Genomic DNA, 14237 nt, shown 5'->3' with positions numbered 1-14237 from the left:
CTGTTAATGCTTAGTTGTTATAACTACCACTAGAAATCACTCGTGTGTTATTCGACAGATCTTGTTCCATCTGGCTTTCACTCTCACGAATATAGCTATCGCTATTATCCGGTTGAGAAGCTGGTGCTGTGTTATCACTTTGTGGTGCGTATGTTGGATCAACTTGATAATACGGTGCTCCACATGGCGTAGCACGATGCGGAACCGTATGTGTCAGCATAGGGATATACATCGCGCCAGCACAAGCTTGTGCTGATAAATCACCTGTTGCATGGTCAATCCATTGCCACTGTACCGTGTCTGGCTGACGTAGATTTACTGGTGTTTGACGTAATTGTTTCATCACATTAATCCACACTGGTAATGCACCAGATGAACCTGTTAAGCCAGTTACTTTGTTGTCATCTAGACCTAACCATACTACAGCGACATGGTTCCCCGAATAACCGGCAAACCATGAGTCACGTGTATCGTTAGTTGTACCTGATTTACCAGCCAATTTTAAAGTAGGAGGCAAGCTGTTATACGCTGCGCGGCCCGTACCTGATGACATGACCTGTTGTAGGCCATAGTTCATGATATAGCCAACCGAAGGGTCAATGGTTTGTTGTACGTTTAAACCATAACGATCAAGTAAACGGCCATTTGCATCTACCACAGAACGAATCGCACGAGTTGGATATTTGAAGCCACCTGTAGCGAAGTTTTCATAAATACCGAGTACTTCCATTGGTGACATATTAACTGCACCAAGGAAAATAGAAGGGTAGGCTGGAATTGGTGATTCAACGCCAAATTTTCTTAAGTTGTTGGTAAATGTAGATAACCCAAATTCTTGACCTAGACGAACTGCAGATAGGTTGTAAGAGTTTGCTAAGGCTTCACTTAAACTTACAACGCCATGCCCACCGCCACTATAGTTTTTCGGTGTCCAACTTTTACCGCCATCTACCGGAATGCTAATAGGAGCATCTTCGATCTTACTTGCCCAGTTATAACGTCCAGACTCAATTGCACTTAAATAAATAACTGGCTTCAATAAAGAACCGACTTGACGTTTTGCATCTAAAGCACGGTTAAAGCCAGTAAAATCTTGAGTTGAGCCAACGGCTGCAATCAACTCACCGTTTTCAGGATGTGCAATCAGTACCGCACCTTGCAAGTTTTTCAAGCGGGCAGGGTTACTTTGAGTAAGACGTTCTACAGATGCTTTAAATGCATCTTGAACCTGAGTTTGTGCAATTGGGTCCAAGGTCGTAAAAATACGTAATCCTTGATTAGTTAAATCGCTTTCTTGATATTCGGTACGTAACTGACGGCGCACAATATCTAGGAAATCAGGGAATTTTGCAGGACCTAAGCTTGGCTTGCTGAGAACACCTAAAGGACGTGCAATTTCAGTTTCATATTCGGCTTGAGTTAAATAACCCATTACACGCATGTTATTCAATACTGTATCGCGACGATTTTTTGCTCCTTCAGGGTTTTTCCAAGGGTTATATAAAGATGGCCCTTGAACTAAACCGACTAAATAAGCTTGTTGCGCGACATTAAGTTCCCGAAGTGGTAAACCAAAATAAAACTGCGAAGCCAAGCCATAACCATTAATTGAATAGTTACCATTTTGGCCTAAATTTACTTCATTTAAATAAGCTTCTAAAATTTCATCTTTGCTGTAATGAAGCTCAATAAGTAAAGCCATTAATGCTTCATTAACTTTACGCTTTAATGTACGTTCAGGGGTTAGATAGAAATTTTTGACTAACTGTTGTGTCAGGGTTGAACCACCTTGGCGACGTCCTCCAGTGACATTACTCACCAAAGCACGTGCTGTACCACGAATTGAAATACCGTGGTGATGGTAGAAATTACGGTCTTCTGTAGAAATTAAAGCTTCAATGAGTGGTTTAGGAACATTATTGAGTTTGATCAGAACACGGTCTTCATTATGCTGAGGATAGATCCCCCCAATCAGTAAAGGTTCTAAACGAGCCACACCTGTTGAAGAAGGTTTTGTACTGCGTACCTCTGCAACTTGGTCATTTGCAAAGCTAAGTTCTAAAACTTGTTCTGGTTCTACGCTATCACCATAGTCAAAACCGCGTGTATGTACATACATGTTGCTGCCTTGAGCAACGAAGGTTCCAGACTTGTCATAATTACTTGAAATTTTGTAACCTAATAATTTTAATTCTTGGGTAAAATTTGCTTGAGTAATTGGGGCATTATTATAAATTTCCAAAGGCCGAGCGAACACTTTGGCAGGAATGTCCCAGCGCTGTCCTTCAAATTTTTCACGGATAATATTATCTAAACGAATCAGATAGATACTAAGAGCAATAAAAGCACCAATCACCAATATGGAAAAAATTAGCGCGAAGAAACCGATACCACGTTCAAACTTCATATAAATGAGATAAAACCCTAAACAATACGTTAATGATGCGATAGCTTGTCATCAATTTGCAATGATAAAACTGTGAATAAATGGAAAACTTAGATTGAATTTTACAGCATCTTGTTGTTATGTTTTTTTTAAATTAATCAGGTTAATGTTATGATAGCGTAGAATCGCAGCGGAGCTTACTCATTCGTGCAAATTTCACATAAGTCCTTCAGAAACGTCGGGTTAATTGGTCGACCGGATAAATCATCAGTTGTAGAAACACTATGTTTAATTCATGACCATTTGCTAAGTTTAGGCCTAAACCCCATTTTTGATCAGGAAACTGCCGAATTAGTGCCCTATGATCATGCACAAGTTGTTAGTCGTCACTTATTAGGTGAAGTTGCTGATCTGGTGATTGTAGTAGGTGGAGATGGTTCTTTACTTCATGCAGCTAGAGCTTTAGTTCGCTACAATACACCTGTCATTGGTATTAACCGTGGGCGTTTAGGATTTTTAACCGATATTAAGCCTGCGGAAGCTATTTTTAAACTTGATCAGGTATTACAAGGTCATTTCCAACTTGATCGCCGTTTCTTGCTTGAAATGGAAGTACGTACTAATGGTGAAGTCATTTATGATGCAATTGCTTTAAATGACGTTGTACTACACTCAGGTAAGTCGGTACATATGATCGACTTTGAACTTAATATTGATGGTCAGTATGTTTACCGTCAGCATAGTGATGGTTTAATTGTTTCGACCCCGACAGGATCAACTGCTTATGCATTGTCAGGTGGTGGTCCAATTTTACATCCGAGTATGGATGCTATTGCATTAGTCCCTATGCACCCCCATACATTATCTTCACGCCCGATCGTAGTTGGTGGGCAAAGTGAAATTAAAATCGTCATTCGCGAAAATCGGGTATTACCGATGGTGAGTGCAGATGGGCAACATAGTGTATCGCTCAATGTTGGTGACAGTTTGCACATCCGCAAACACCCATTTAAATTAAGTTTATTACACCCACCAGGTTATGATTTCTATATGGCTTGTCGTACCAAACTGGGTTGGAACCAAGATTTTGAATCTTTTCAAAGAGATGAATCATGAATATTGAACAAATGCTATCTGTTTTAAACCCTGAAATTGTAGAGCGTTTAAAAACAGCAGTAGAAATTGGTAAATGGCCAAATGGTGTTGTTTTAACGAAAGAGCAGCGCGAAACATGTATGCAAGCTGTGATTGCTTGGGAGTTAAAGAACTTACCGGAAGAACAGCGTAGCGGTTATATTGACCGTGGTACAAAAGAAGAGGGTGAGGTTTGTGAAGATGATCATCACAAGCATGAGCCTGAATTTAAACCGATTCGTTTTGTTTAAAACCGTATTTTAAAACAAAAGAATAAATCCTAGTTAGCATTTGCTATCGCGTCGGCGACATGGATGTCGCCAGTTGAGCAACAGTACATGGAAGTACTGTTTGCTCAACAAAAGATTTTTGTTACTTTTCATCTTTGAAAAGTAAGTATTGCCTATATGTAGCAATATAAGAAAAACATGCTATAGAAGGCTGTATGGTCTTATATTAGTTTTATTGGCTTGAATTACGTGTTTCCCATAACACTTTTGCTTTTTGCATCGCTTCCTCGAAATTAGAAACAACGCCCATGGTATATAACGCAATACTTATAGTTTCTGTTACGGCCATTTCCCCATATTCATGATTTTGCTTTCCAAGCCAGACCGCTTTAAAGGTGGCTAAGTCTAACTCTTCTTCAATTGGACTACGTTCAGGCGTAAGCTTTGGTAACTCATGTTCATAGAGCTCACCATTTTTAATACCACAAATCAGGGTTTTAGCATCGGGGTTTCGCTCAAATTCACCGCCTTCACCTTTAATGACTGCACTATTTTGATAGCCTAAGCGAAGCGCACTATGTTGATGAGAGGTTCTATACGCGGGATGGAATATCGCTTGTAAGGTAGCTTTTGCATAAAATGGGTTAATGAGACGAGCCAAAGTGTGAATAGGTGAGCGTAAACCCATGACATTTCTTAAAGAAATTAAATCGCTTAAAACAGGTGAAATTACATCTAATGGTAAGTAAGCAAAATTCTGTTCGGCCAATTGTGTGCGGACTTCTTGTTCAGAATGGCAAATTTTATAATCTAAATATTGCAAAACTTGTTCGGTGTAGACCCGGTTAATCGTATGTCCAGAAGCGCCATGCATGACGATTTTATAGCCGTGGTGAGCAAGAGTAAGAGCTGCTAATAAAAACCAAGGGTAATGTTTCCGCTTGCCTGCATAAGATGACCAGTCCAAGTCCACATCTAAAGGTTGAAAATTAAGTTGGTCTTTGGTGGCTTGTACAAAGCCTGCAAGCTCATCAATGGACTCTTCTTTAACACGTAGCAGCATTAAAAAAGCACCCAACTGAACATCAAGAACTTCACCTTTTAAAATCATGGTAAAAGCCTGATAGGCCTCTTCATAACTTAGTGAGCGAGAGCCGGTTTTCCCCTTACCTAAAATACGGACATATTGAGCAAAGGGATGTTCAGCATCTTTATAGATATTACGTTTAGTATTCATGGCAATTCAAAACAGTAAAAATAAGGGGGAGACAGCTCAAAATGAAATGTCTACAAGGACTTATCAATATGACATAAAAAACTGCTGAAAAAATATCAAAAGTGTTTCTCATACTAAAGTCTTAAGGCTGCATGAGTGTTTTTTGTGCGTATTAGCCAAAATTTTAACCGAATTGCTATTTAATTCGAGTAAACTTTCACGTGCTTTTTTGAGCACTCATATCATAATTTTATGTGATTCTCCTATATCTTCAGCTTTTTATTGGAAAAGTAAGAGGTTATTTCTGGCTACTCAAAGTGGTTGGAAACTTCAGGTATTCTCCTGTTTTAGAAAACTGTATTTCGTTTTCATTGAGGTAGTAGGAAGGTTTTTTGTTCCCAAAAAACCGTTTCCCTTTTGCGGTGTTTATGTGAAAGGTTAGGGCTGTGTATTCGTAAAGAATAGACGTTTCATTTTGATATTTCCAACGGACTTGGAAATATAGATTGAAGTAAAGTTATGGCTAAAAAACCGATTTATAAATCACTTTATTTTCAAGTGATTATTGCGATTATTGCGGGTGTTCTGGTTGGGCATTTCTCACCAAGTACAACGCAAATAGTGAATGGTGTTGAACACCATATTCCAGGTTTAGGTGAGCAACTCAAGCCATTAGGTGATGCTTTTATTCGTTTGATTAAAATGATCATCGCACCTGTTATTTTCTGTACAGTGGTCAGTGGTATCGCTGGTATGGAAAGTATGAAGTCAGTGGGTAAAACTGGCGGTGTTGCGTTGTTATACTTCGAGATCGTTTCAACAATCGCACTTCTGATTGGCCTTGTGGTGATTAACATCGCAAAGCCAGGCGTAGGAATGAATATTGATCCTGCGACTCTGGACACTTCAGGTATCCAAAAATACGTCACTTCTGGTGAGTCACAATCTACCGTTGATTTCTTAATGCATATCATCCCAGATACAGTAGTGGGTGCATTTGCAAATGGTGAAATCTTACAGGTCCTTCTTTTTGCCATTCTATTTGGCTTTGCACTGCATAAGCTAGGTGATGCAGGACGTCCAGTTTTAAAGTTAATTGATCAAATTGCTCATGTGTTCTTTAACATTGTAAATATGATCATGAAGCTTGCTCCATTAGGTGCATTCGGGGCAATGGCGTTTACTATCGGTAAATATGGTGTGGGTTCACTGGTACAGTTGGGCCAGCTCATCCTCTGTTTCTACATTACCTGTTTATTATTTATTTTCTTGGTATTAGGAACCATCAGCCGTTTGAGTGGATTTAGCATTCTTAAAATGGTGCGTTTGATTCGTGAAGAACTTTTAATTGTACTTGGTACATCTTCTTCTGAGTCAGTTCTACCACGTATGCTACGTAAGCTTGAAATCGCAGGTTGTGAAAAGTCTGTGGTTGGTTTAGTTATCCCAACAGGTTATTCATTTAACCTCGATGGTACTTCAATTTATTTGACCATGGCTGCAATCTTTATTGCTCAGGCAACAAATACACAGCTTGATATCCAGCATCAAATTACTTTGCTATTGGTACTTTTAATTTCATCTAAAGGTGCGGCGGGTGTAACGGGTTCTGGTTTTATTGTTATGGCTGCAACTTTATCTGCTGTTGGTCATATACCAGTTGCAGGTTTGGCATTGATTTTAGGTATTGACCGTTTCATGTCAGAAGCACGTGCTTTAACGAACCTTGTTGGTAACTCTTTAGCAACGATTGTGGTTGCGAAATGGGTAGGTGCATTAGATAAAGATAAACTAAATGATGCACTGAATAATCCAGATGAAGTAGATAGAAAAATGCTTGAGCAAAAAAGTGTAATTGCTGAGGCATCTCACTAATCATTTATCGTAATAAAAAAGGAGGCTAAGCTTCCTTTTTTATTGGCTGACTGAAAAGTACAGTTTAAATGAGCAGCTATGCCATGACAGTAACTAAAAAAATGATTAGCATGCACAGCAATGAGATTCGATAAAACAATAAAGCCGAAGGAAAATATTATGTTGGCATATGATGCAGATTTAGAATTATTCCGTGATAATTTTAAACGTTTTATGAATGAGCATATTGCTCCACATTACGACCAATGGGAACGTGAAGGAATTATGCCGCGTTCAGTGTGGAATCAACTGGGCGAAAATGGCTTTTTATGTGTGGATGTCCCAGAAGAATATGGCGGTTATGGGGTTCCAACTTACTATTCATTAATGTTAGTTGAAGAGTCTGCTCGAGCTGGTTTTTGTGCATTATCAACTGCTATTTCATGTCACTCTGAAATTGCTGCACCTTATATTTTACATATTGGTACAGAAGAGCAAAAACAATATTGGTTGCCGAAAATGGTAACTGGTGAAGTGGTTGGGGCAATTGGTATGACTGAACCGGGTGCTGGTTCAGACTTACAATCAATGCGTACGAGCGCCATTTTGCAAGATGACCATTATTTACTAAATGGATCAAAAACATTTATTTCAAATGGTCAACATGCTGACCTTGTGGTGCTTGCAGTAAAAACCGATCCTCAAGCGCGTGCGAAAGGGGTATCGTTATTATTGGCAGATACACATTTGGATGGCTTTAAGAAAGGTACCAACCTCGACAAAATCGGTTTACATTCTCAAGATACTTCTGAGCTATTTTTTGACAATGTTAAGGTTCCTAAAAACCAGTTACTCGGTCAAGCTGGGCAGGGGTTTGCTTACTTAATGCAAGAGTTACCACGTGAACGTACAGCCATTGCATCTACCGCTATTGGTGCTATTCGTGGTGCAATTGATTTGGCAACGGCTTATGTAAAAGAACGTCATGCATTTGGCCAGCCTATTTCACAGTTCCAAAATACGCGTTTTGTTTTAGCTCAAGCAAAAATTGATGAGCTTGCTACGGCTGCTTTTTACGAGAGAAATGTTGCTCTATATCAAGAAGGTAAGCTAGATGTGGAAACAGCAGCCGCACTTAAAAGTTTTAGTACGGATATGCAAATGAAAGTAGCTGACAACTTGCTGCAACTTTTTGGTGGTTATGGTTATATGACTGAATATCCAATTTCACGTTTCTTTGTAGATGCTCGTATTCAGCGTATTTACGGTGGTACAAATGAAATTATGAAAGAAATCGTAGCGCGTGGCTTAATTGGTAAAGCCTAATTAAATAGTTTTAAAAAAAGCCTACCTTTGAGTAGGCTTTTTTATATTACCTATTTGTTAGTTCGATAAATGACAGGATAGTCTTGTTGCTTGGGTAACTTGTGTAAGGCCTGATTGATCTTTATTAAAAATGCATCGGCTTCATCTTGACGAAAAGAGTCTTCGGTATATTTGCTACGTTTTTGATTGATGCCACAACCCGTTATTTCCATATTTTCAGGATTAAATGACCAGTCATTTGGATTCTTTAAGTTAATGTCTAAATCACTTTCACAGCTTTTCCATAAATGTAAAAACTCATTTGATAATTCTGTTTTAAATCCTCGTGCTGGATAGACCGAGAAGCCTTTCATTTCGGGATTAGAAAATTGTATAAACATATCTACTGGCATACCTCCCCAAATGATTGCTGTATTTTCTGGTAATGCAATGCCTGATAAATTTTTTTCTTTTAAAGCATGTGTTTGCTCAAATTTCTGTCTGAAATTTTGCGATTGATAGGTCAGCTTGGTTTGAGGTGGGATTGGAATACCACGAATTTGATTACTGACAGTCGTCATATAGTACGGAGAATTATCAGTACCATTGCAACCTGCAATTATTGGACAACCGCCGCAAGCCGTTAAACTAAAAGTTGTAAAACCCAATAGGCTTAAAACAATAATTTTATTCATTCTATTTTACTGTTGTTATGACATATTGGGTCAGTATAACCAATCCATGCATTAAGAGGGCTATCTTTAAGAACAACGAAATAATCAGCTTTAAATGTAATTATGTTTTTACTTGGCTGGCTGATCTAATGGTCCATCAAATAAAGATTTACAGCTTTCTAAATTTTGACAAGAAGCAAACATAAGTGCTTTAGGTAAGCTCGCATACAAATTTGTAATGTGTTGTTCGGCAGGGTTATAAAAATGCCAATAACTAAATTCGTTTGAACGTTTATTTTCTAAAGCTTTAAAAAAGTCTGCTTCATTAAGCGTATTATTCAGTTGAGTAAGAGGGCCACCTTGTTCATGTGTACCGACTGTGGTCATGAGTAAAGGGAAATGATTTGGTTTTTGACTTTGCCAATGTTCTAACTGTTGAAATAACATGCCTTGATCAAACCACAAAGAAGGACTTGCAGCGAAGTAACGCTGAAATGCATTTGGCTTTTGAAAAAAATGATAAAGCACAAACAAGCCTCCAAAAGAGTGCCCATAGAGGCTTTGTTGCTGGCTGTTAACCGGAAACTGTTTTGCAATTTCAGGTTTGAGTTCGTTATTTAAAAAGGCAATGAACTGATCAGCACCACCATATTTATATTTACCGTGTGCTTGAAATTGGGCAGAAGGTTCTGGTGTGTAATCATAAGCACGCTTTTGCACATCAAAGGTTTTTTGATGTGGATAACCAACAGCTACAATCATGAGCGGATCTAAACCTAATTTGGTCGAACCTGCTCCAATTGACTGAGCAATATTGGCAGCACTAGGGAAAGTTGCATTTCCATCTAATATATAAAGTACAGGGTAACCATGTTGGGGCGGGGCCACAGGCGGTTTATAAATTTGAATTAGATATTCATGACCTGTATTTTTAGATTTGATTTGAAATTGTGCCTGATTATTTTGAAAAACGATTTTTGATTGATCTTTTATTGAAGGTTGAGCCAAAACAGGCGTACTTATTAAAGTTCCCAAGAGAAAACTACAAGATAAAAAGAAAAATGGTTTAAGCATAATAAAGTTAAGAAAATGTTATAAGTAAAATAATAAATGAAAATCATTATCAAATAAAGTAATCTTATTGACAGGTTTGAGAGTGATTAACGAAAATAGCCGGTACACCGATATTGCCTAACAAATCAAAGCCGACTATTGTTATACTCTCGTTTAAAAGATGATTTTTCTGAGGCTGCATTCCAATGATCAACGATGATCAAAACAAAACGACTTCTCTTAGTTTAGAACAAATTCGCGAAGATATTGATAGCGTAGATCAACAGATTCAAGAGTTATTAAATCGCCGCGCAAGCCTTGCTGAAGCTGTTGCTAAAGCTAAATTTGCTTCCGAAGAGAATCCTTTGTTTTATCGTCCTGAACGTGAAGCACAAGTATTACGCAAAGTTATGGAACGCAATCAGGGACCTTTATCTGATGTAACCATGGCGCGTCTGTTCCGTGAAATTATGTCTGCTTGCCTTGCTTTAGAAGCTCCGCAAAGCATTGCATTCTTAGGACCTGAAGGTACTTTTACGCAATCTGCTGTGCTTAAACATTTTGGTAAAGATGCAGTTGTACGTCCATTACCAACTATTGATGAAGTGTTCCGTGAAGTAGAAGCGGGTAGTGCACATTATGGTGTAGTTCCAGTTGAAAACTCATCTGAAGGTATTGTGAACCACACACTAGATTGCTTTAAAACATCGAATTTAAATGTGATTGGTGAAGTTGAATTGCGTATTCATCATCAATTCCTGGTTTCTGAAAATACGCGTAAAGACAGCATTAAACAGATTTATGCGCACCAGCAAACTTTGGCGCAATGCCGTCAGTGGTTAGACGCGCATTATCCAGGTGTTGAACGTGTTGCCTTAAACTCAAATGCAGAAGCTGCACGCCGTATTCGCAACGAATGGCACTCAGCAGCAATTGCATCTGATATTGCAGCAGGTATGTATAATCTTGAAATCTTGCATAGCAATATTGAAGATAATCCGGAAAATACCACTCGTTTCTTAGTGATTGGCCGTGAAAAAATTCCACAAAGTGGTAATGACAAAACATCGTTATTAATTTCAGCACATGATCGTGCAGGTGCTTTATTAGAAATTTTAGCGCCGTTTGCAAAGCATAATATTAGCTTAACGAGTATTGAGACCCGTCCAGCATTACCTGAAAAATGGGCTTATGTATTCTTTATCGATTTAGAAGGTCATATCGATCAAGAAAACGTTGCTGCTGCAATCAATGATATCCGTCCAATGGTAAAAGAGCTTCGTATTTTAGGTTCTTATCCCGCTGCTGTTCTTTAATTACTTACGTTGGAATAATGACATATATCCAAAGGAATATGTCATTAAGCTTAAAAAACAAATTGCTCAAAGATTTAAATAACTTTGAGCAAAAGCAAAGTTGAAGTTATGTCACAACCCCTATTTAAAAAAGTTGCATTTATTGGTTTAGGACTCATTGGGTCGAGTTTGGCTCGCGTTATTGTTGCAGAAAAGTTGGCGACAACTATTGTGGCATCTACACGCTCACAGAAAACTTTAGAAGATGCAAAATTACTTGGTTTAATACAAGAAGGATTTTCCGATCCTGTAGAGGCCGTGAGAGGGGCGGATTTAATTGTTTTAGCCTTACCTGTACGTGCTACACAAAAAGTGCTTGAGCAAATTAAACCTTATTTGTCAGAAACCACAATTTTGACCGATGTGGGAAGTACAAAAGGTAATGTGGTTGATGCAGCAAAAGCTGTATTTGGTGAAGATTTACCAACGGGTTTTGTACCCGGGCATCCTATTGCAGGTAGTGAACACACGGGTGTTCATGCAGGTAAAGTCGATCTCTTTGCAAATCATAAAGTGATTTTAACGCCGTTACCAACAAGTGCAGAATGGGCTGTTGAGAAACTAATTCAACTTTGGTCAGCTGCTAAAGCTGAAGTTATTTGTATGGATGTTGCTAAACATGATGAGGTTTTGGCACATACGAGCCATTTACCGCATTTAATGGCATTTAATCTAGTCGAGCAACTTGCAAACCGTGAAGATAACTTGGATATTTTCCGTTATGCGGCTGGTGGTTTCCGTGACTTTTCACGAATTGCAGCAAGTGATCCTCAAATGTGGCATGACATTTTCTTTGCCAATAAAACCGCTATCTTAAATGCTGTAGATGGCTTCGAAAAGCAACTTACCGTACTTAGAAAATTGATTGAAAACGAAGATTCTCATGCATTAATGGGTTTACTCGGCCATGCTCAGGCAGCACGCCAACATTTCAATCATATGTTAGCCAAAAAACCTTTAATGGAGAAAAATAAGGTGACACAGCAATTCAGTATCTTACCGGGAAATAAGGCGTTTAAAGGTAAATTTACCGTACCGGGTGACAAATCTGTGTCACATCGCTCCATTATGTTTGGTGCTATTGCCGAAGGCACCACCCATGTAACTGGCTTCTTAGAAGGTGAAGATGCTCTAGCAACTTTACAAGCTTTTCGTGATATGGGTGTAAGCATCGAAGGCCCTAAAAATGGTGAAGTGACCATTCATGGCGTGGGTATGCATGGCTTAAAAGCACCAGCAAGTGCATTGTATATGGGTAACTCTGGTACAAGCATGCGTTTGCTTTCAGGTATGCTTTCTGCACAAAAGTTTGATTCTGTTATGACAGGTGATGCATCACTTTCTAAACGTCCAATGGAGCGTATTGCTAAACCCTTACGTTTAATGGGTGCGCAAATTCAAACAACAGGCGAGAAAGGTACACCACCTGTAAGTATTACTGGTGGTCAGCAATTAAAAGGTATTCAATACGATTTACCTATGGCATCTGCTCAAGTGAAGTCTGGTATTTTACTTGCTGGTTTATGGGCTGAAGGTGAAACTTCGGTAACTGAGCCGGAACCAACACGCGATCATACAGAGCGTATGCTTCGTGCATTTGGCTATGATGTTAAAACTGAAGGTAATAAAATCTCACTCATTGGTGGCGGAAAATTAGTAGGTACTAATATTCAAGTACCATCTGATATTTCATCTGCTGCTTTCTTTATGGTGGGTGCTGCAATTACTGAGGGTGCAGACGTTGTACTTGAAGCGGTAGGCATTAACCCAACACGTACAGGTGTAATTGAAATTTTAAAACAGATGGGTGCCGACCTGACTGTTGAAAATGAACGTATTGCTGGTGGCGAACCTATTGCTGATATTCATATTAAAGGTTCATGCACCCTTAAAGGTATTCATATGCCTGAAGATCAAGTACCTTTGGCAATTGATGAATTCCCAGCATTATTTATTGCAGCGGCTTGTGCTGAAGGTCAAACAGTACTCACAGGTGCGGCAGAGCTTCGTGTGAAAGAATCTGACCGTATTCAAGTTATGGCAGATGGTTTAAAAATCATGGGTATTGACTGCACACCAACTGAAGATGGCATCATTATCGAAGGAAAAGGCAAATCTGGCGATTGGTCACCAATCTTTGCTGGCGGTGAAATCGAATCGCATCATGACCATCGTATTGCTATGAGTTTTAGTATGGCAGGTCTTCGTACTTCTGGTCCGATTACAATTCATGGTACTGAAACTGTTGCTACAAGTTTCCCAACATTTACTGAGTTGGCGAATCGTGCAGGTTTAACGATTGAAGTTAGCCAATAACTTTTGACCTAATACATTTTATAATTGCTAACACAATAGCAACGGCAGCAGCGAGCTAAAGGCTTGGCTGCTGTTTGTTTATTGCTTATGCTAAGTGCAGATAATGATAATAGTGTTAGGACAAAGGATGAAAAAATTACAATTTATTGCCAGTTGCCCAGAACATGGGGTGCTTGATCATCCACCAAATGAATGCCATATCACTCAAGAATATGTAGCGGCCTTATTATTTAAACAATTGGGGCATTATGGTTTTGATGCACAGCATATTGTACATGAGCATGAAAAAGTAGAAGTAAGCATTGATAATCATCTTTTGCCGTTGTCTATTACTTGCCAGAAAACAGACCATGATGGACACTTGATGTGTGAAATTTCTGCCAATCCAGATGAAGAACAAGACTGGTTTGAAAAAATCGAAACACAAAGCATTATTCGTCAGCTTGCGCAGGCTGTTGAAAATAGTTTGAAAGCCGATCAGAGTTTCTCCGAATTTGTTTGGAAGTCTTGACCAATTAAGCATATTTTGTGAAGAAAGGGTGAACATATTTGTTCACCCTTTTGATTTATTAATATTGATAAGAATTATTTATTTTTGTAGTGACATTATTTAATAAAAATTAACAAACAAAAAAATAATATTGTTTGAATTTTGATCTAAATTTCTATTAATTTAAAAATGCTTTTTAACAAACAACTAATCAATTTCCTCTT

The 14237-nt window shown here is 38.6% G+C and carries 11 protein-coding genes; 7 read left to right on the top strand and 4 right to left on the bottom strand.

The window, feature by feature from the left end; translation table 11 throughout:
- Positions 1-10 precede the first annotated feature (10 nt).
- Positions 11-2407 carry a penicillin-binding protein 1B gene (mrcB, locus tag MKL35_RS13705; protein WP_032010203.1) on the bottom strand — a complete coding sequence of 799 codons (2397 nt, stop codon included), beginning with the start codon at positions 2405-2407 and terminating at the stop codon, positions 11-13.
- A gap of 186 nt (positions 2408-2593) precedes the next feature.
- Here mrcB and MKL35_RS13700 point away from each other — a divergent pair, with 186 nt between their 5' ends.
- Complete coding sequence (locus MKL35_RS13700; protein WP_002049094.1) at positions 2594-3502, top strand: NAD(+) kinase; 909 nt, start codon at positions 2594-2596, stop codon at positions 3500-3502.
- On the top strand, positions 3499-3771 hold the full coding sequence (locus MKL35_RS13695) for a YeaC family protein (protein ID WP_003650690.1): 273 nt from the start codon (positions 3499-3501) through the stop codon (positions 3769-3771). The genes MKL35_RS13700 and MKL35_RS13695 overlap by 4 nt, the downstream gene beginning before the upstream one ends.
- Before the next feature lie 211 nt (positions 3772-3982).
- Here the strand turns inward: MKL35_RS13695 and MKL35_RS13690 are convergent, their stop codons facing one another.
- Positions 3983-4987, bottom strand: coding sequence for a glycosyl transferase family protein (locus tag MKL35_RS13690; RefSeq protein WP_209796271.1), 1005 nt, complete (start codon positions 4985-4987; stop codon positions 3983-3985).
- Between the two features lie 498 nt (positions 4988-5485).
- Between MKL35_RS13690 and MKL35_RS13685 the strand changes: the two genes are divergently transcribed.
- On the top strand, positions 5486-6841 hold the full coding sequence (locus tag MKL35_RS13685; protein WP_002049312.1) for a dicarboxylate/amino acid:cation symporter: 1356 nt from the start codon (positions 5486-5488) through the stop codon (positions 6839-6841).
- Positions 6842-7000: 159 nt separating this feature from the next.
- On the top strand, positions 7001-8146 hold the full coding sequence (locus tag MKL35_RS13680; protein ID WP_004707843.1) for an acyl-CoA dehydrogenase family protein: 1146 nt from the start codon (positions 7001-7003) through the stop codon (positions 8144-8146).
- 50 nt (positions 8147-8196) lie between these two features.
- Here MKL35_RS13680 and MKL35_RS13675 read toward each other — a convergent pair whose 3' ends face one another.
- Together MKL35_RS13675 and MKL35_RS13670 are read right to left on the bottom strand one after the other, a co-directional pair.
- Complete coding sequence (locus MKL35_RS13675; protein ID WP_017393809.1) at positions 8197-8820, bottom strand: hypothetical protein; 624 nt, start codon at positions 8818-8820, stop codon at positions 8197-8199.
- Positions 8821-8928: 108 nt separating this feature from the next.
- Positions 8929-9873, bottom strand: coding sequence for an alpha/beta hydrolase (locus MKL35_RS13670; protein WP_119689361.1), 945 nt, complete (start codon positions 9871-9873; stop codon positions 8929-8931).
- A 185-nt stretch (positions 9874-10058) separates the two neighbouring features.
- Here MKL35_RS13670 and pheA point away from each other — a divergent pair, with 185 nt between their 5' ends.
- The 3 genes from pheA to MKL35_RS13655 all read left to right on the top strand — a co-directional run bounded on the left by pheA (position 10059) and on the right by MKL35_RS13655 (position 14034).
- Positions 10059-11168, top strand: coding sequence for a prephenate dehydratase (pheA, locus tag MKL35_RS13665; protein ID WP_002049199.1), 1110 nt, complete (start codon positions 10059-10061; stop codon positions 11166-11168).
- Positions 11169-11276: 108 nt separating this feature from the next.
- On the top strand, positions 11277-13523 hold the full coding sequence (locus tag MKL35_RS13660) for a bifunctional prephenate dehydrogenase/3-phosphoshikimate 1-carboxyvinyltransferase (protein ID WP_032010198.1): 2247 nt from the start codon (positions 11277-11279) through the stop codon (positions 13521-13523).
- A gap of 127 nt (positions 13524-13650) precedes the next feature.
- Positions 13651-14034, top strand: coding sequence for a hypothetical protein (locus tag MKL35_RS13655; RefSeq protein WP_002049301.1), 384 nt, complete (start codon positions 13651-13653; stop codon positions 14032-14034).
- Positions 14035-14237: the final 203 nt, after the last annotated feature.

It is taken from the genome of Acinetobacter sp. AOR41_HL (genome assembly GCF_027854645.1).
GTDB classification, from domain to species: Bacteria; Pseudomonadota; Gammaproteobacteria; order Pseudomonadales; family Moraxellaceae; genus Acinetobacter; species Acinetobacter nosocomialis.
Note: the sequence above shows the minus strand (reverse complement) of the source record. Positions and strands in the feature narration are given on the sequence as shown.

Bases quoted from the DNA above. Each gene is read 5' to 3' on its own strand.
- MKL35_RS13680 (WP_004707843.1), top strand. From the start codon at position 7,001: ATGTTGGCATATGATGCAGATTTAGAATTATTCCGTGATAATTTTAAA.
- MKL35_RS13655 (WP_002049301.1), top strand. From the start codon at position 13,651: ATGAAAAAATTACAATTTATTGCCAGTTGCCCAGAACATGGGGTGCTT.
- pheA (WP_002049199.1), top strand. From the start codon at position 10,059: ATGATCAACGATGATCAAAACAAAACGACTTCTCTTAGTTTAGAACAA.
- MKL35_RS13675 (WP_017393809.1), bottom strand. From the start codon at position 8,820: ATGAATAAAATTATTGTTTTAAGCCTATTGGGTTTTACAACTTTTAGT.
- mrcB (WP_032010203.1), bottom strand. From the start codon at position 2,407: ATGAAGTTTGAACGTGGTATCGGTTTCTTCGCGCTAATTTTTTCCATA.
- MKL35_RS13660 (WP_032010198.1), top strand. From the start codon at position 11,277: ATGTCACAACCCCTATTTAAAAAAGTTGCATTTATTGGTTTAGGACTC.
- MKL35_RS13670 (WP_119689361.1), bottom strand. From the start codon at position 9,873: ATGCTTAAACCATTTTTCTTTTTATCTTGTAGTTTTCTCTTGGGAACT.
- MKL35_RS13685 (WP_002049312.1), top strand. From the start codon at position 5,486: ATGGCTAAAAAACCGATTTATAAATCACTTTATTTTCAAGTGATTATT.
- MKL35_RS13695 (WP_003650690.1), top strand. From the start codon at position 3,499: ATGAATATTGAACAAATGCTATCTGTTTTAAACCCTGAAATTGTAGAG.
- MKL35_RS13690 (WP_209796271.1), bottom strand. From the start codon at position 4,987: ATGAATACTAAACGTAATATCTATAAAGATGCTGAACATCCCTTTGCT.